This window comes from Bradyrhizobium sp. URHC0002, from assembly GCF_054059515.1.
Map to the genome: position 1 here is coordinate 3,500,076 of NZ_JBSSCF010000001.1, position 16,817 is coordinate 3,516,892.

Here is a 16,817-nt window from a genome sequence, read left to right on the forward strand (position 1 = left end):
CGAGACGTAGAATTTGGAGGCCCACATGTCGGCTTGGCGCGTTCTGATCGGGATGGTGGTGGTTTTGATGACGGCCGGACAAGTCAGCGCAGCGGAAGATTTTCTTACGGGTCCCCGGCTCTATGCCGACGTGGCCCGGTACGCCTCCTTCGGCTCGCACCGGTTTGCCTCACCCGGCGACCGCGCTACCACCGACTGGATCGCCGGCGAATTACAGGCGGCCGGCTTCAGGGTCGAGTTCCAGCCGGTGGTCCTCGGCCGGCAATATTTCGTCGAGCGCGCGATCGCCGTGGTGGAGGGCACCACAGTCGACGCAACGCCGTTCTGGTGGCCCCCTGAGGACAAGAATTCGTTTCGCCTCTCCGCGCCCATCGCGCGCGAGGGCGAGCTCGGCGGCAAGATATTGATTGTTGAACTGCCCTATGATCGCGCTGCCTATCTCGGCCCGGACCATCGCTCGACGATTGCGCAGGCTGCGGCGCGCGGCCCGGCGGCGATCCTGCTGATTGTCGGTAACCCCGGTGAGGACCGCTTCGCCTATAATGTCACGCAGGAAGATGCGCCCTGGCCGATCCCCGTGATGGTCGTGGCCGCAAAGGACAAGGGCCTTTTCGAGCGGGCGATTGCCTCGGGCGCGCCGGTCACCATCGACGTCGCCGGTCGCTATGAGCGTAACGTCACAGGCCGCAATGTCGTTGCGCGGCTCGGCGCCGGCAAGGGGCCGGCCATCGTCGTGTCGACGCCGATGACGGGCTGGTACAGTTGCGTTTGCGAGCGGGGGCCGGGGATCGCCAATTTTCTGGCGCTGGCCCGCTCCGTTGCAGCGGAGAAGCGGCCTGACGACTTCGTCTTTGTCGCCACTGCCGGCCATGAAATTGGTCACGGCGGCATGGAGTTGTTTCTCAAGCAGGGTGCGCCACCGCCGCAGGACACGCTGGCCTGGGTGCACCTTGGTGCATCCAACGCCTGCTATGCCTGGACCTCGGGCCCGCAGGGCTTCCTGCGGGAAGACAGGGTCGATGACGCGATGCGTTTTATCGTGCTCAGTCCCTCCGCCCTGGCGCTCGTCGGCGAAACCTTCACCGCAATCAAGGCGAATCGTCTGGTCGCGGAGAAGCAGGCAGTTGGCGAGTTGCGCGATGTGCATGCGGCGGGCTACCGGAATTTTTTCGGCGTGGCCGGCTTGCATCGCTTCTTCCACACGCCATCCGATGATCTCCGCACCACCAGTCCGGAGATTCTCGAACCGGTGGCGCGCGCTTTCGCCGAAGCCGTGCGCAAGATCACGGAGCGCGGGGAACGCGCGTTCGAGTAGGGGCCCCGGGCATTTGTGGTTAGCCCGGAAGCATCTATGCTTCGGAGTTCTCATGAGCTGAATGGAAGTATCGCCATGGCCAATTTCACTCCCGTATCGGCCGCGATCGGCGGCGCTCTGATCGGGCTTTCCGCTGTGCTGCTGATGTTGTCGACCGGCCGGATCGCCGGGATCAGCGGCATCTTCAGCGGCCTGTTGAATTTGCGCGGCGAGGACAAGGGCTGGCGCATCGCTTTCATCGCCGGGCTCATTCTCGCCCCAGTCCTCGCCGGCCTGATCGGTTACGGCATGGCGCAGCCCAAGCTGCCATCGAGTTGGGCCGTCATTATCGCAGCGGGACTGCTGGTCGGGTTCGGTACCCGGCTTGGCGGCGGCTGCACCTCCGGTCACGGCATCTGCGGAATAGCACGGCTGTCGCCGCGCTCGATCGCCGCCACCGTCGTCTTCATGGCGACGGCGGTCATCACCGTCGCGATCACGCGTCACGTGTTGGGAGGTTGAGCCATGTGGATCATCGCCCCCTTGTTGTGCGGCCTGATCTTCGGCGCGGGCCTCTTGATCTCAGGCATGGTGCAGCCGACCAAGGTTTTGGGGTTTCTGGACATCTTCGGTGCGTGGGACCCGAGCCTTGCGGTGGTGATGGCTGCGGCGCTCGCGGTGTCGGTGCCGGGTTTCAGGCTGGCTGATCGCGGTGCGCAGCCGTGGTTTGCCGGGCAATATTTTCGGCCGGGCAAGTCGGGGATCGATCTGCCGCTGGTCGCGGGCGCTGCGCTGTTCGGAATCGGGTGGGGCCTGGTCGGGTTATGCCCGGGACCGGCGCTGGAGAGTCTCGCAACGCTGTCGTCCGGGGTCATCGTCTTCGTCGTGGCAATGGCGGCAGGGATGATGGCTCACGACGCCTGGCAACAATCGCGGCTGACGGCGCAACGCGAGCGCCTGCTGGCGAGCGCGACGGACGGCTAAGATTTACGGCTCGCCGACGTGCGGCGACCGCAATGAAGCCGTCGGCTAATTCTGATAGCCGAACAGCCCGCGCGGCTGATAAGACTGCGGCGGCTGGTAGTAGTAGCCCTGCGGCGCCGGCGCATAGCCGCGGTTGCCGTAATATTGCTGCTGCGGCTGTTGCTGCTGGTAGGCCTGGGTGTCGTAGACGCGGCGGCCGGGCGCGGGATAACGCGCTTCGTTGGAAGAACCGTCGGCCGGATAGATGTATCCGTCATCGGCCCGCGCCACCGGCGCCACGCGCTGCTGTTGCGGCGTGATCACGACGGGTTCGCCGGCCGCGGAGTCGTATTGCTGTTCATACTGCGGGGCGCGGCGCGCGACGGCCGTGTTGCCGCGACGCGGATTGCGCGCCAGCGCTACCTGGGAGGAGCCAGTCAGCGTCACCGTGGTATTGAGCACGCCTTGCTGCTGAACCAGCGCATACAGCGTCGCCGCGTTGGCGCGCGACAACCGCACGCAGCCATGCGAAGCGGGTGAGCCGAGACGATTGACGGAATCGGTACCGTGGATCGCGTGGCCGATCTTGGTGAAGAAAATCGAATGCGGCATCGGCGCGTCGTCGAATTCCTTGGAGTAATGATCCTCTTCCATCCGGAAGGCGCGGAAACTGCCGTTCGGCGTCTCATAGGAGGGGATGCCTGACGATACCGGCCACCGGTAGGTCTCGACGCCGTCGACGGCGACGGTCATCTGCTGGTTATCCTTGTCGACGGTGATGGCAACTTTGGCTTGGGCGGTGCCCGCGGCAAACAGCGTCAGGGCGGCGACTGCAATGAGGAAGGAACGCATTTTACCTTTGGCCTCCAGGCCTCTGAACTAAAGCTGCCGGCTCTCCGTCCCCCGGCATGCACTATGCCCGGAAACCGGTATTGGTTCCAGTGGCCCGCACTCGCAATCGTTAACGCCCGCCGCGGCGCAAACAAGGCGGCAGGACGGCGCAGGCCTGCTACGGCGCTGACTTTTTCGCGAGCGGGGGAGACAGGGTGCCCGTAGCCCGGACGAGCCAACGGGTCGCGCGAATGCGCGCCCGATGACAGGCTCGGCGATATCCGGGACCAGCGTTCAGGTAACCCCGGATATCGCTGCGCTCATCCGGGCTACGCGTCCGGGTCAGTTCTTCAGCCGGTAACCGGTCCGGAAAATCCACCACACCAGGGCCAAGCAGAGGGCGAGGAAGCCGAGCGTCATGCCGAGGCTCAAGCCCACGCTGACGTCGGCGATCTCGTAAAAACTCCAGCGGAAGCCCGAGATCAGATAGACCACCGGATTGAGCATCGTGATGGTGCGCCAGCCCGAGGGCAGCATGTTCACCGAGTAGAAGCTGCCGCCGAGGAAGGTCAGCGGCGTCACCACCAGCATCGGGATCATCTGCAGTTTCTCGAAGCCGTCGGCCCAGATGCCGATGACGAAGCCGAACAGGCTGAAGGTCACCGCGGTCAGCACCAGGAAGGTCAGCATCCACCACGGATGCAGGATGTGCAGCGGCACGAACAGCGCTGCGGTGGCGAGAATAATCAGGCCGAGGATGATCGATTTGGTCGCCGCCGCGCCGACATAGCCGATGACGATCTCGTAATAGGAAATCGGCGCCGACAATATTTCATAGATGGTGCCGACGAATTTAGGAAAATAGATGCCGAACGAGGCGTTGGCGATGCTCTGCGTCAACACCGAAAGCATCACCAGCCCCGGCACGATGAAGGTGCCGTAGCTGACGCCTTCGACTTCCGTGATACGGGAGCCGATCGCTGCGCCGAACACCACGAAATAGAGCGAGGTGGAGACCACCGGCGAGACGATGCTCTGCAGCAGCGTGCGCCAGGTGCGGGCCATTTCGAACAAATAGATGGCACGGATCGCGCGGAAATTCATGGCGTCCTCACCAGGCTGACGAAGATGTCTTCCAGCGACGACTGGCGCGTATCGAGGTCCGAGATGCGAATGCCGGCGCCGCGGAGGTCACTGAGCAGGCTGGTGATGCCGGTGCGGTCGCCCTTGGTGTCGTAATCGTAGATCACGGCGTGGCCATCGTCGGACAGTTCGAGATTGTAGGCCGCAAGCGAGGCGGGGATCGCATCGATCCTGGCTTGCAGATGCACCTTCAGCTCTTTCTTGCCGAGCTTCTGCATCAGCCCGGCCTTGTCCTCGACCAGGATGATCTCGCCCTTGTTGATGACGCCGATGCGGTCGGCCATCTCCTCGGCTTCTTCGATGTAGTGCGTGGTCAGGATGATGGTGACGCCGGAGGCCTGCAGGGTGCGCACCACTTCCCACATGCCCTTGCGCAGTTCCACGTCGACGCCCGCGGTCGGTTCGTCCAGGAACAGGATCTGCGGCTCGTGCGACAGCGCCTTCGCGATCATCACGCGGCGCTTCATGCCGCCGGAGAGCGTGATGATCTTGGAATCCTTCTTGTCCCACAGCGACAGGTCTTTGAGCACTTTTTCGATATGTGCCGGGTTCTTCGGCTTGCCGAACAGGCCGCGGCTGAAGCTGACGGTCGCCCATACCGTTTCAAAGGAGTCGGTGTGCAGTTCCTGCGGCACCAGCCCGATCAGCGAGCGCGCCGCGCGAAAATCCCGGTTGATGTCGTGGCCGCCGACGGTGACGCTGCCTTCGCTCAGATTGGCGATGCCGCAGACGATGCTGATCAGCGTCGTCTTGCCGGCGCCGTTCGGCCCGAGCAGCGCGAAGATTTCGCCGGGCTTGATGTCCAGATTGATGTTGTTCAGCGCCTTGAACCCGGAGCCGTAGGTTTTTGAGAGATTTGAGACGGATATGATGGGCGGCATCGCGAGCATGGCAGCCTGAAATGGATGTGTGGCGAACGACACAGCGGCGCTTTCGGCCGGATCGACGCGGGGAGGGGTGGGAACCGGGAGATAGGAACGCTGTGCCGCTTATGCAATCGCGTGGGGAAAAATTTTCGCCCCTACACCCGCTCCACGAAACTATCGACCACCTTCTTCTCGCCGGCCTTCTCGAACGCGATCGTCAGCTTGTTGCCGTCGATCTTCACCACGTTGCCGTAGCCGAATTTCTGGTGAAACACGCGGTCGTCGAGCGAGAATTCCGAAACGGTGCCGGTGGATTTTGCGACCAGCTCGCCTTCGATCACCATCGGGCCGCGCTTGTTGCGCGAGAAGCCGCCGCCCGAGAAGGTATCGCCGCGCGAGCCAGAAAATGACGACTGGCTTTCCTCGAAACCGCCGCGGGCCTGTCCGCGGGCGCCCTGGCCGCGGTTGCGGTTGGCCTGGGCGCGCTGCCAGCCCGGCGTCGAGTAGCTGGAGCCGAAGGATTCGACGTTGTCGAAGCGCGACGGGCCGTAGCCGCCGCTGCCGCCCCAGCCGGAGCCGCCCTTGGATTCCGTGATCTCGACATTGGCCGACGGCAATTCGTCGAGGAAGCGCGAGGGGATCGTGGTCGACCACGTGCCGTGGATGCGGCGGTTGGTGGCGAAATAGAGCTTTGCGCGGCGGCGGGCACGGGTCAGGCCGACATGGGCGAGGCGGCGCTCTTCCTCGAGGCCGGCGCGGCCCTGTTCGTCGAGCGTGCGCTGGCTCGGGAACAGGCCTTCCTCCCAGCCGGGCAGGAACACATTCTCGAATTCGAGCCCCTTGGCCGAATGCAGCGTCATCAACGACACCGCCTCTTCCTCGGCGCCGCCGTCGCGGTCCATCACCAGCGAGATGTGTTCGAGAAAGCCTTGCAGGTTCTCGAACTCTTCCATCGACCGGACGAGTTCTTTCAAATTATCCAGCCGGCCCGCGGCGTCGGCCGAGCGGTCCTTCTGCCACATCTCGGTATAGCCGCTCTCGTCGAGCACGATTTCGGCGAGCTCGGTGTGGGACGTCACCTCGCGCTGCGCACGCCAGCGGTCGAAATGGAGGATGAGGTCGCGCAGCGACCCGCGCGCCTTCGGCTTCAGCTCGTCGGTCTCGACTACGGCGCGCGCCGCCTCGAACAGGGGAATGCGGCGCTTGCGGGCGTGGTCGTGCAGCATCTGCACGGTGGCGTCGCCGAGCCCGCGCTTCGGCACGTTGACGATGCGCTCGAAGGCGAGATCGTCGGCCGATGAATTGATCACGCGCAAATAGGCCAGCGCGTCGCGGATTTCGGCGCGCTCGTAGAACCGGGGACCGCCGATCACGCGATAGGGCAGGCCGAGCGTGACGAAACGGTCTTCGAACTCGCGCATCTGGAACGAGGCCCGCACCAGGATCGCGACCTCGTTGAGGTTGTCGCCGGCGCGCTGCAATTCCTCGATCTCCTCGCCGATGGCGCGGGCTTCCTCTTCCGAATCCCAGGAGCCGGTGACGGTGACCTTTTCGCCATCGACATCCTCGGTGCGCAGCGTCTTGCCGAGCCGGCCTTCGTTGTGCGCGATCAGATGCGAGGCGGCGGCGAGGATGTGCCCGGTGGAGCGGTAATTGCGCTCGAGGCGGATGACTTTTGCGCCGGGAAAATCGTGATCGAAGCGCAGGATGTTGTCGACCTCCGCGCCGCGCCAGCCATAGATCGACTGGTCGTCGTCGCCGACGCAGCAGATGTTCTTGAGAGGTTGCGACTGGGTGGGCGTCATTCCGGGATGCGCTGAAAGCGCAGACCCGGAATCTGGCGATGAGTCTTCGTCTGCTCGAGATTTCCCGATGTGCGATGGCACGTCCCCGATGTGCGATGGCACATCCGGGTTCTCGTCTGCGGCGTGCCCTGGAATGACGGGAGGCTGCTCCGTGGCACCCGGAATGATCGCCGAGAGCGGCACGCCAGGCCGCGACGGCGCCTGTGACAGCAGGCGCAGCCACAGATACTGCGCGACGTTGGTGTCCTGGTATTCGTCGACCAGGATGAACTTGAACCGGTTCTGGTACTGCCGCAGCACGTCGGGGTGTTCGCGAAACAGCCGGATGTTCTCCAGCAAGAGATCGCCGAAATCGGCGGCGTTGAGAATCTTCAACCGCTCCTGGTAGCTGGCGTAGAGCTTGCCGCCCTTGCCGTTGCCGAACATCGCGGCCTCGCCCGCAGGCACCTGCGAAGGCGTCAGCCCGCGGTTTTTCCAGCTGTCGATCAGCCCGGCCAGCATGCGCGCCGGCCAGCGCTTGTCGTCGATGTTCTCGGCCTGCAGCAATTGCTTCAAGAGACGTACCTGATCGTCGACATCAAGCACGGTGAAATTGGATTTGAGCTGCACCAGTTCGGCGTGGAAGCGCAGGATGCGGCCGCCGATCGAGTGGAAGGTGCCGAGCCACGGCATGCCCTCCACGGCCTGGCCGAGCATCTGGCCGAGGCGGAGCTTCATCTCGCGCGCGGCCTTGTTGGTGAAGGTCACCGACAGGATCTCGTGCGGGCGCGCCCGGCCCTGGCTCAGGATGTGGGCGATCCGTGTGGTCAGCACGCGGGTCTTGCCGGTGCCGGCGCCGGCCAGCACCAGAACCGGTCCGTCCAGCGTCTCGACCGCTTCGCGCTGTTCGGGATTGAGGCCGTTGAGATATTGCGGGCCGGCTGCGGCACGCGCACGCGCGGCGATGCCGCCAGCCGCTGGCTGGTGCTCGGGGATGCCGCGATGGGGCAGTTTGCTCGGCTCGGTCATGCTCGAATCGTCTTGGCCCCACGATGGCACCGTGAGGCGGTAAAGGGGAGCCTTCTTAGCAGGGATTGAGGGCCATATAGGGCCTGTCCGGCCGTTTTGACAGGTTTATCCCGGAGCGTTTCCGGGCCTGATTTCGAAGTCAGCCTGCGATTTTGTTCCGCCGGAATCGTCAAATTTCGCGGTTTCCTCGCCCGGAACCATCATTCCCGGCCCGGATTGGTCCTGCAGGCGATGCGCGACACTGAAGTCGCGGCCATCGCGAGAGCAACAGCCAATCGAGGTCATGTCATGCTGAGCTGGGTCGTTACGTTTCTGGTCGTCGCGTTGATCGCGGGTGTTCTGGGCTTCGGCGGCATCGCCGGCGCTTCCGTCGAAATCGCCAAGGCGATCTTCTTTATCGCCGTGATCCTGTTTCTGATCTCGGCCGTGGTCGGACTGGTGCGCGGACGCAGTAACGTCTGACGCCGATTCGCGCTATTTCGAGGGCATCGCCACTTTCCGGCCGATGCCCTCGGGGCGTGGCACGGCGGCATGCGAATCCAGCACCGCCTTGATGCGGGCGCCAATGTCGGGCGGGAAGGCGGCGACCTTTCGCGCCTTCATGTCCATATGGAGCGTCATGTTTTCCGACGTCGCTGAGAGCCAGCCTTCGCTCGCGTGCCGCAATTCCTCGAACGTGTGCAGCCGCTTCTCATCATGACCTAACAGATAAACCGAAATCTGAACGGGATCGCCGAGGTGAATCTCGCGCAGATAGCGAACATGGCATTCGGCGGTGAAGGTCGAGCAGTGGCGTTCCTTCATGTAGGCCGGCCCGATCCCGAGCTGCAGCCACATTTCGTCGATCGCGCGGTCCATCATGACGTTGTAGTAGGCCATGTTGAGGTGGCCGTTATAGTCGATCCATTGCGGTTCGATCTGCATCACCGAGGACAGGAAGGGGGCCGGCGGTAACGGCATATCCTTCATATTTTCCTTCAGATTTTCCTTGGCGGCGGCACCGGACGTCATCATCCATCCCTTTGTTTTTAGGGTCTCTTGACCCCCCTTATATCCTTTGCCACGGTCCGCTCAAATCCGGAGGAATTTGGCGTGGCGACGACGATATCAGGTAGTGTGAAGCGGCCGGAGCCGCAGGCGCTGGCAAGCGCGATCGAGGCGCTGGCGGCGCGGTTCGGCAACCGGCTGATCACCTCGCAGGCGGTGCGTGAGCAGCACGCCCATACCACCACCTGGCTGCCGACGCAGCCGCCCGATGCGGTGGTGATGGCGCAGGAAACGCAGGACATCCAGGACGTGGTGCGGATCTGCGCCAAACACTCAGTTCCCGTGATCGCCTTCGGCACCGGCACGTCGCTGGAGGGCCAGGTCAACGCGCCGGCCGGCGGTATCTGCATCGATTTGCGCGACATGAACCGGATTCTTGAAGTTCATGCGGAGGATCTGGATTGCGTGATCCAGCCCGGCGTAACCCGCAAGGCGCTGAACGAATATTTGCGCGATCAGGGATTGTTCTTCCCGATCGATCCCGGCGCCGACGCCTCGCTCGGCGGCATGGCCTCGACGCGAGCCTCCGGCACCAATGCGGTGCGTTACGGCACCATCCGCGACAACGTGCTGGCGCTGAAAGTGGTGCGCGGCGACGGCGAGATCATCACAACCGGCACGCGGGCGAAAAAATCAGCGGCCGGTTACGACCTGACGCACCTGTTCGTCGGCGCCGAAGGTACGCTCGGCATCATCTCCGAACTTACCATCAAGCTGCGCGGCATCCCGGAGACGATCGCCGCGGCGGCCTGTTCGTTCGAAACCGTGCGCGGGGCCTGCCAGGCCACGATCCTTGCCATCCAGACCGGCATTCCCCTCGCGCGGATCGAACTGCTCAACGCCGAGCAGGTTCGCGCCTGCAATGCCTATTCGAAGCTGACCTTGCCGGAGACGCCGCTGCTGCTTCTGGAATTTCATGGCAGCGAGGTCGAGGTGGCCGAGCAGTCGAGGAATTTCAGCGAGATCGCCAAGGAATGCGGCGGCGGCGATTTCACCTGGACCACCAAGCCGGAGGACCGCACAAAACTCTGGCAGGCGCGGCATGACGCCTATTGGTCGGTGAAGGCGCTGCGGCCAGGGGCGGGCGTGGTGGCGACCGACGTCTGCGTGCCGATCTCGAGGCTGGCCGATTGCGTCACCGAGACGGAGGACGACCTGAAGCGGCTCGGCCTGCTGTCGCCGATCGTCGGCCATGTCGGCGACGGCAACTTCCATTGCTCGCTGGTCTGCGACGTCGACAATGCCGAGGAAATGGCCCGCGGCGAGGACTTCATGCATCGCCTGGTCGAGCGGGCGCAGTCGATGGGCGGCACCTGCACCGGCGAGCACGGCATCGGGCAGGGCAAGCAGAAATACCTCAAGGCCGAGCTTGGCCCCGAGGCGATCGACGCCATGCGCGCGCTGAAGCAGGCGCTCGATCCGCAGAACATTTTCAATCCCGGTAAGATCGTGCCGGTGGTGTAGGGACGCTCACCTTGCCAGCGGACGCGAGTCCCGCTTATGATCTACCTCTGATTGTTCGCTTCCAGAGCAATGGAGGAGTCGGTCATGCTGCGATTGTGGCTACGTCGACTAGCCGCGGCAACGTTGATTGTCGTTGTATCAGATGCCGGTCGGGCGGAAGATTGCCGCTTCCTGATGCGCGATCCATTGCAATTGCGCGACCGACAACTTTTCTTCCGGACCCAGGGCGCAAGTAACTGGGTTGCACTAGACGAAGTTCAGCAGGATCTGGCTAATCAAACGGTTGAATTTGCATATGTAGTTCGCGAGAGCATCGATCCGGGAAGATCGGGCGTCGTGATATTGAAATCGGCACGCGCGCGCCGGTTGGATGAGCCGTCAGTCGGAAAGAACGTGCTCTTGGTTCGCCGGGCAGAGACGTTCGACAACAAGACGTGCGGTTTGGTGGCTGACTTCCGGGAAAGGGAAATCCCGTCAGTGTCCTATGACCGATACCACGACGAGGGGCGGAAAGTTCGCGAAAGGGATACGTTGCGCGCATTTCATTTGCGCTACGCTGCCCGCAAGTCAGCCTGCCGCGCCACGGACGACAGCACGCAGGATTCCATCGTTCCGTGGGATCCGCGGAGCAACCGCTCGCAATTTTCATTCGATCCTAATGTGGTCTCCGGCGGTACATATAGTCAGGCGTTGGCCTGGGTCGGAGTCACCAAGACATACGCGAGCTCAGAAAACCTTGCCGATCAGCGCGTCGAACTCAAGCAGTACCGCGTCGACGTGGCTCTGCCAACCTGTGTGCGGTTCCAACTTGCGCCCGGCCGTGGCAGCTTCCTGAGGATCAACGATCTTGAGGGCCTGGTCGCTGGTGGTCTGAACTATGTGCGCGCTAACGAAAGTAACTGGACGCTTGCTCGATAGGTCCGCCTGGCCCGAAGGTCCGCACGCATGATGGGATCGATGCGCGACGATGCGCCAGCATTAAGCGAGCAAGATGTCATCGACAGGGAAATCGCTGCAATAAGCGTGCATCGGCTTGAACGCCTGGGCGAAGCAGGCGCGAGCACGCCGTGGTCGGGCATTGGCCTCTCCGGTGGAGGAATACGATCCGCCACCTTCTGCCTGGGTGTGCTGCAGGCCCTCACCGAAAAGGATATCCTGAGGCGCTTCGACTACATTTCGAGTGTATCAGGAGGCGGGTACATAGCCACCTCTCTGCAGTGGTGGTGGGGTGGTCCGCGAGACGATGGCGATGGTGCGGGCGAGCCTTCATTTGGGCTTAGACCGTCCGATTTCCCCTATGGACCTGCCCGGCCTGACCCCGACTTCGTCGGGCCGCCGGCGCCCACTCAAATACGCGCGGAAAACAATTTGGCGTTCTTACGCGCGCACAGTTCGTATTTGACGCCGGGACAGGGAATCAGCACCTGGTCGATTCTCGGAGTGCTGTTTAGAACAATCGTCATCAGTTCGCTAACTTGGCTTCCGATTCTTGCCGGAGCATTCGTGATCCTGTCGGCATTCGGCTATCTCCTCGATTTGCTCTTTGACCGGCTGAATGTTTTGTCTCCGCTGCTGGACGTCATGCCATCACGCTGGACCCAGACGTGCGCCAGCGACTTATCATGCCACCTGAGCTATTCTGCTCTCTACGCGATCGGCCTATGGGCATTCTACATCGTCTCCGGCTTGTTTGTCGTCGCAGCCTTGCTATTTGCCCTCGTCAGCCGCGCTCCCCAGGACAACCGAGATCACGCGCAGACGGTTTTCGTGTTTGGTACAGCCGCGCTGGCATGTGCCGGTGGCATAGGATGGATCATATTCGGCTACGATCGGCGCGACACGTCGATGGTCTTGATTGCGATCTTGCTTGGAGTGACGCTTGCCGTATGCGCAGTCATCGTCGCGTCGGAACTGTTGACCCCGAGATCGCTCAAAGCAAGCTATTGGCTGCGGCGCTGGATCGAGCGCATCATGGGATTGGGCTTCATTCCTTCGATCGTTGTCCTCGTTTACTCGACAATTCCCATTGTCCCTTTTTTCAGCCTTCATTACATCGCGGACAATAGCGTCAAGGCAACGCTTGTCGGACTCGTTGGATTGCTCAGCGGCGTGGGCTCGGCGCTTTATGGCTACTATACGTTTCTGCGCAATATCGTTCCTGGTCTGGTCGGGCAATTTGCGGCGACGGCAGCCGCGATCGTCGCTCTCTATATGACCGCCGTTGCAGCTTACGTGCTCGCAATGCTGTTTCTACACCACAACGATACGGGTAGCTGGAAAGTATTCACTTTCCTGACTATCGGCGCCGCAATGCTCCTCGCACTTGCAATCGCGCTCATCGCAAACGTCAATTACGTGGGCTTTCATCGGTTCTACCGCGATCGGTTGATGGAAGCCTTCATGCCCAAGGATGACGCCGTCAAGGCGATGCGGTCGGATTTTTCACCTGTCGCCGACAACCTTTCCGTCGAGCATTTGCAGCGTTTCTTCGAGCCTCGGAAACCCGGCGACCGCTGGCGCCCTCATCCGTATCCGTTGATCAATACCAATGCGATATTGGTTCATGATGACGATCAGAAGGTGGCCTCGCGGGGCGGCGACAACTTCCTCATCTCTCCCTTTTTCATCGGTAGTGCATCCACTGGCTGGCAAGACACCGGCAAATACATTGAGCTCAACGGGCCCTTCACATTGGCCTCGGCTATGGCGGCTTCCGGCGCCGCTGCGAACGCCAGCGCCGGCTATATCGGTACGGGCATTACAATGAATCCACTGGTGTCAGCGGTGATGTCCCTGTTGAATGTGAGACTGGGCCTCTGGGTCGGAAATCCGGCTAGGCGATCCTCGCGCCGCATCCGCTCGATTCCGACCTTTCTGACGACGGGCATTTATGCCGGTTTTTTCAAACACCGGAGGGACAGCAAATTCCTTGAATTGACGGACGGCGGACATTTCGAAAATCTCGGCTTGTATGAACTTGTGCGGCGAAAGCTTGAGATCATCTTCATTGTCGACGGTGAGGAAGATCCGTCGATAAGTCTTTCGTCCCTGGTGTCGGCGACGCGGCGCATTGAGCAGGATTTCGGCGCGCGGCTGGATTTTCCTTCCGGAGAAGGTGGCCCCGAGCGCCTGGTGATGTATCCTAGCGAGAGCGGCTATCCAGCCGGCGTAAAGTATGCAAAGGCTCCGTTCCTGGTTGGAACAATCACATACAACAACGGTGCGCATGGCGTTTTGATCTACGTGAAAGCGACGCTTATTCGTGAGATGGATTTCACGACCGCCGGCTACCTTGCGAACAATCCAGCATTTCCGCATCAAACAACGGTCGATCAGTTTTTTGATCCGGATCAGTTCGATGCGTACCGCTTTCTCGGTTATGAGAGTGCGCTGCAGATGATCAGGGCGCTTGATTTGCAAACTGCCATTTCCGACTGGGAAGCCGTAGTGCGGGAATACGCGAAACATTCGCGTATCGAAGAACAGAGAGCTGAGCTCAAAGCGGCCGAATGAGCTCGCTGGAGCCTTTCCGTTTCGATGGAATCGAATCGGGGCCCCGATTTGACGCGTTTTCTTGACGTGAACCGGTATCCACTTCGCTCGAAAACGCCATAGCCGCGCCCCGGGGGCCCGCCACCTTCGCGGTGAAACCGTTGGTGGTGGGCGAGGGCCTGCAACAGCGATATTCGCTCAAAGGTTGTACATTGTGGCGGCCGTCGCAGTTTGGTTCCAAACATAGCCTCGTTTCAACACGGCGCCGCCCGACTTAAACATCGTCGCGCCTGAAGTTCCCTCTTCAGCTTGGTTCCGCAACATGTGTTGCGTGTACGTGCGTGAAGAGGTGCGTTGATGCGTTTTGTTTCCTGGGGGATTCTTGCCGCTTGCGGCTTTTTACTGGCAGGTCCGGCGGCGAAGGCTACCGACTTGGACCTGCCTTTGCCTTCGCCTCACTATAACTGGACCGGATTCTATGCCGGCGTTTACGGCGGCGGCGCGTATGCGGCGTGGGCTGCCGATTACTGCCGGAACGGTGGTTGCCGTCATTCGGAGGGGCAGGCGGGCGGCTTCGCCGTCGGCGTCTATGGCGGCTACAACTACCAGTTTGCCAACCGCTTTGTGATCGGCGGCGAACTCGATTGGGGCAAATCCACCTCGTCACGGGACGAACACGTTTTTGGCGACAGCGCGTTGCTGTCGAGTTTCGGCGCATTCGGCTCCGCCCGCCTGCGCGCAGGCTACGCGTTCGACCGCCTGCTGGCGTTTGGTGCGGTCGGTGTTGGCGTGGCCAGCATCAGCAACGGCTATCGCTATACGGTTCAGAAGGGCTGTGACACCTTGCAGCAGTTTGTCTCTGACGAACAGGTCAAGGCCGGGCTGATTGCGGGCGGCGGCTTCGAGTATGCTTTCACCAAGCATTTCGTCGGGCGCGGCGAATATCTCTACGCTAATTATGGCAGCGTCACGCTATCAAGCCGGGACCGCACCCGGGCCGAATTCCACAACGAGATGCATCTCGTGCGCGTCGGCGCCAGTTATCGGTTCTGATACTCGGCTTGAGGATGGTCCGGCGGCAATTGGCTGCCGGATCATCAAGTCATGCTTCTCAATACGCCTTGTTATACGTGCGGCGCGGTGATCGCCTTGCGGATCGCCGCGAGCGGCGCGCCGTCGTCGAATTCGATATCTTCGCCCATACGCTTCAATCCGAGGTCGCGCCATAGCGCGGCAAGGTCTGGCGTCACGGGTTTCGGCCCCATCTCGTTGTGAAGCCGGGTCAGCACGTCGACGCCGACGGCCTTGTCGGCGGTTGCGAGAATACGCGCGATCGGCCAGTCCTGCTCATGACTGCCGCCGGCGGCGAGCACACCGCGCATCGCGTCCTGCAAGCCGAGGCGATTATTGGTCGCTTTGCGGATTTCGATATCGGCGAGCAGGCAGAACATCGCGCCGCCCCAGTACTTCCGCCCCCAGGTGCCAGTGTTGTCGAGGCCCTCATCGCCGGCCTGCGGCAAACCTTTCGGCATGTCGCGCATCATCGCCTGCCAGATCTCCCGCGCCGGGAGGTCTCCGGCCTGCACCCGCGCGACCGGCTCGACATAGACGGCCAGTCCCTCCGACAGCCAGGCGTAGCGATCGGGCATATCGGGCAGGGCGGTATGCACCATCTCGTGCACCATCACCCAGTCGCGCTGCAGGACATCCTCGGTGGCATCGCGGCCGAGCGGAATGCGAATGGCGGCGCCGCGATAGCCCCACGTCGTGCCGCCGCGGATGCGCCCGCCATCGACCGGCACCACTAGCAGCCGCAGCGAGGTGACGGGAAACCGCCCGTAATAGGTCGTGACGGCCCGGGCCGACATCCTGATCCAGCCGAGCAGTTTTTCTTTGGGCAGCGTGACGTCGCCCGGCGCGAACGCGACATGGATGGTGCCGCCCGGCACTTCAAGATCGGTCCTGGGCAGCCGGTCGAAGGCATCGTAGGGCATGCGGTCGCCGCGCATGTATTCCGATTGCGCGTCGGCGCGGAACGATATGGCGGTTGCCAGCATCGCGGCGAGGACGGCGGCGGCAACGGTCCAGCGAAAGGCGCCGGCGGCTTTCATCGCAGCACGCTTTGGACCGCCGATCGGTGCTGCTCGGTGCCTTGCGCGATGAACGCAGCGGCTTGTTCGTGGAGATCGTCAAGCATGGCGGCGAGCAAGGCTTCGCCCTTCGCCGATGTCGCCCGTGTCGGATCGCCATAGCTGCCGGAGCGGCTGTAGTTCGGCGAGTTCGGGTCCGACGGCGTCAATGCGCCCGGTGTCTCCTGCTTCAGGTCGGGGCTGGCTTCGGCGCGCGTCATGTCGACCAGATGCGGCGCCAGCGCCAGCATCAGCGAGGTTTCCAGTTCGTCGGCATGGCTGCCATGGCTCTGCTCGGCCAATTGCCTGGCTATGCGGGGATAGCGCGGACCTTCGTGGATCCACAAATGCTTGATCCGCTCGCTCGCGAGGCGCGCCAGAGCGCGGTCGACCGGAGCCAGGGTGCTGATCCCGGTATTGAGCACGAGCAGATTTGGGCATCCGCTGCCGAGAATCTGCGCCGCAACCTCACGCACGAGCGCCTCGAAGGTCGAAATCGAAAGGCTGCTGCTGCCGGCATATTCGACGAAAGCGGGGTAATGGCCGTAGGTCAGCGTCGGCCAGATCAGACCGTCGATCTTTTCCGCCATTCTGCCTGCGAGCCATTCGGCCTGAATGCGGTCGGTATTGAGCGGGAGGTGGAAGCCGTGCTGCTTGGCTGCGGCGCCGATCGGCAATATGGCCACCGCGCCTTCACCGATGCGCCGCGCGACTTCATCCCAATGCATGCGCTCGATGAAATGGCGATCGGTGTCGGTTTCCATTTCCCGGGCGC

15 protein-coding genes are annotated in these 16,817 nt (G+C 62.3%); 8 read left to right on the forward strand and 7 right to left on the reverse strand.

Going from position 1 to position 16,817, the window contains the following annotated elements:
- Window positions 1-25 precede the first annotated feature (25 nt).
- The 3 genes from ACVWVY_RS16955 (at window position 26) to ACVWVY_RS16965 (ending at window position 2,278) form a co-directional block, all read left to right on the forward strand.
- A complete protein-coding gene (locus tag ACVWVY_RS16955; protein WP_456627443.1) occupies window positions 26-1,315 on the forward strand; it encodes a hypothetical protein in 1,290 nt (429 codons plus the stop codon).
- Window positions 1,316-1,390: 75 nt separating this feature from the next.
- A complete protein-coding gene (locus ACVWVY_RS16960; protein ID WP_456627444.1) occupies window positions 1,391-1,816 on the forward strand; it encodes a YeeE/YedE family protein in 426 nt (141 codons plus the stop codon).
- A gap of 3 nt (window positions 1,817-1,819) precedes the next feature.
- Complete coding sequence (locus tag ACVWVY_RS16965) at window positions 1,820-2,278, forward strand: DUF6691 family protein (RefSeq protein WP_456627445.1); 459 nt, start codon at window positions 1,820-1,822, stop codon at window positions 2,276-2,278.
- A 45-nt stretch (window positions 2,279-2,323) separates the two neighbouring features.
- Here the strand turns inward: ACVWVY_RS16965 and ACVWVY_RS16970 are convergent, their stop codons facing one another.
- The 4 genes from ACVWVY_RS16970 to ACVWVY_RS16985 all read right to left on the reverse strand — a co-directional run bounded on the left by ACVWVY_RS16970 (window position 2,324) and on the right by ACVWVY_RS16985 (window position 7,910).
- Window positions 2,324-3,109 carry a L,D-transpeptidase gene (locus ACVWVY_RS16970; RefSeq protein WP_456627446.1) on the reverse strand — a complete coding sequence of 262 codons (786 nt, stop codon included), beginning with the start codon at window positions 3,107-3,109 and terminating at the stop codon, window positions 2,324-2,326.
- Between the two features lie 321 nt (window positions 3,110-3,430).
- Complete coding sequence (locus ACVWVY_RS16975; protein WP_456627447.1) at window positions 3,431-4,192, reverse strand: ABC transporter permease; 762 nt, start codon at window positions 4,190-4,192, stop codon at window positions 3,431-3,433.
- Entirely contained in the window at window positions 4,189-5,112 is a 924-nt protein-coding gene (locus tag ACVWVY_RS16980; RefSeq protein WP_456632230.1) for an ABC transporter ATP-binding protein, read from the reverse strand. Before ACVWVY_RS16980 ends, ACVWVY_RS16975 begins: the two co-directional genes overlap by 4 nt.
- A gap of 140 nt (window positions 5,113-5,252) precedes the next feature.
- Entirely contained in the window at window positions 5,253-7,910 is a 2,658-nt protein-coding gene (locus tag ACVWVY_RS16985) for an ATP-dependent helicase (protein ID WP_456627448.1), read from the reverse strand.
- Window positions 7,911-8,198: 288 nt separating this feature from the next.
- Here ACVWVY_RS16985 and ACVWVY_RS16990 point away from each other — a divergent pair, with 288 nt between their 5' ends.
- Complete coding sequence (locus tag ACVWVY_RS16990) at window positions 8,199-8,372, forward strand: DUF1328 domain-containing protein (RefSeq protein WP_426528174.1); 174 nt, start codon at window positions 8,199-8,201, stop codon at window positions 8,370-8,372.
- A 12-nt stretch (window positions 8,373-8,384) separates the two neighbouring features.
- Here ACVWVY_RS16990 and ACVWVY_RS16995 read toward each other — a convergent pair whose 3' ends face one another.
- Complete coding sequence (locus ACVWVY_RS16995; protein ID WP_456632231.1) at window positions 8,385-8,870, reverse strand: thioesterase family protein; 486 nt, start codon at window positions 8,868-8,870, stop codon at window positions 8,385-8,387.
- A 132-nt stretch (window positions 8,871-9,002) separates the two neighbouring features.
- Between ACVWVY_RS16995 and ACVWVY_RS17000 the strand changes: the two genes are divergently transcribed.
- From ACVWVY_RS17000 to ACVWVY_RS17015, 4 genes are all read left to right on the forward strand, one after another.
- Window positions 9,003-10,421: an FAD-binding oxidoreductase gene (locus tag ACVWVY_RS17000; RefSeq protein WP_456627449.1), complete on the forward strand. Its 1,419-nt coding sequence runs from the start codon at window positions 9,003-9,005 to the stop codon at window positions 10,419-10,421.
- An 84-nt stretch (window positions 10,422-10,505) separates the two neighbouring features.
- On the forward strand, window positions 10,506-11,339 hold the full coding sequence (locus ACVWVY_RS17005) for a hypothetical protein (protein ID WP_456627450.1): 834 nt from the start codon (window positions 10,506-10,508) through the stop codon (window positions 11,337-11,339).
- 39 nt (window positions 11,340-11,378) lie between these two features.
- Window positions 11,379-13,934, forward strand: a complete 2,556-nt coding sequence (locus ACVWVY_RS17010; protein WP_456627451.1) for a patatin-like phospholipase family protein — start codon at window positions 11,379-11,381, stop codon at window positions 13,932-13,934.
- Window positions 13,935-14,270: 336 nt separating this feature from the next.
- Complete coding sequence (locus tag ACVWVY_RS17015) at window positions 14,271-14,966, forward strand: outer membrane protein (protein ID WP_456627452.1); 696 nt, start codon at window positions 14,271-14,273, stop codon at window positions 14,964-14,966.
- Window positions 14,967-15,037: 71 nt separating this feature from the next.
- Here ACVWVY_RS17015 and ACVWVY_RS17020 read toward each other — a convergent pair whose 3' ends face one another.
- Window positions 15,038-16,024 carry a hypothetical protein gene (locus ACVWVY_RS17020; protein WP_456627453.1) on the reverse strand — a complete coding sequence of 329 codons (987 nt, stop codon included), beginning with the start codon at window positions 16,022-16,024 and terminating at the stop codon, window positions 15,038-15,040.
- The gene (locus ACVWVY_RS17025; protein WP_456627454.1) at window positions 16,021-16,806 is read right to left on the reverse strand and encodes a creatininase family protein; all 786 of its coding nucleotides are present in this window, start codon (window positions 16,804-16,806) and stop codon (window positions 16,021-16,023) included. Before ACVWVY_RS17025 ends, ACVWVY_RS17020 begins: the two co-directional genes overlap by 4 nt.
- Between the last annotated feature and the right edge of the window lie 11 nt (window positions 16,807-16,817).

Bases quoted from the DNA above. Each gene is read 5' to 3' on its own strand.
- ACVWVY_RS16955 (WP_456627443.1), top strand. From the start codon at position 26: ATGTCGGCTTGGCGCGTTCTGATCGGGATGGTGGTGGTTTTGATGACG.
- ACVWVY_RS16960 (WP_456627444.1), top strand. From the start codon at position 1,391: ATGGCCAATTTCACTCCCGTATCGGCCGCGATCGGCGGCGCTCTGATC.
- ACVWVY_RS16965 (WP_456627445.1), top strand. From the start codon at position 1,820: ATGTGGATCATCGCCCCCTTGTTGTGCGGCCTGATCTTCGGCGCGGGC.
- ACVWVY_RS16970 (WP_456627446.1), bottom strand. From the start codon at position 3,109: ATGCGTTCCTTCCTCATTGCAGTCGCCGCCCTGACGCTGTTTGCCGCG.
- ACVWVY_RS16975 (WP_456627447.1), bottom strand. From the start codon at position 4,192: ATGAATTTCCGCGCGATCCGTGCCATCTATTTGTTCGAAATGGCCCGC.
- ACVWVY_RS16980 (WP_456632230.1), bottom strand. From the start codon at position 5,112: ATGCCGCCCATCATATCCGTCTCAAATCTCTCAAAAACCTACGGCTCC.
- ACVWVY_RS16985 (WP_456627448.1), bottom strand. From the start codon at position 7,910: ATGACCGAGCCGAGCAAACTGCCCCATCGCGGCATCCCCGAGCACCAG.
- ACVWVY_RS16990 (WP_426528174.1), top strand. From the start codon at position 8,199: ATGCTGAGCTGGGTCGTTACGTTTCTGGTCGTCGCGTTGATCGCGGGT.
- ACVWVY_RS16995 (WP_456632231.1), bottom strand. From the start codon at position 8,870: ATGCCGTTACCGCCGGCCCCCTTCCTGTCCTCGGTGATGCAGATCGAA.
- ACVWVY_RS17005 (WP_456627450.1), top strand. From the start codon at position 10,506: ATGCTGCGATTGTGGCTACGTCGACTAGCCGCGGCAACGTTGATTGTC.
- ACVWVY_RS17010 (WP_456627451.1), top strand. From the start codon at position 11,379: ATGCGCGACGATGCGCCAGCATTAAGCGAGCAAGATGTCATCGACAGG.
- ACVWVY_RS17015 (WP_456627452.1), top strand. From the start codon at position 14,271: ATGCGTTTTGTTTCCTGGGGGATTCTTGCCGCTTGCGGCTTTTTACTG.
- ACVWVY_RS17020 (WP_456627453.1), bottom strand. From the start codon at position 16,024: ATGAAAGCCGCCGGCGCCTTTCGCTGGACCGTTGCCGCCGCCGTCCTC.
- ACVWVY_RS17025 (WP_456627454.1), bottom strand. From the start codon at position 16,806: ATGGAAACCGACACCGATCGCCATTTCATCGAGCGCATGCATTGGGAT.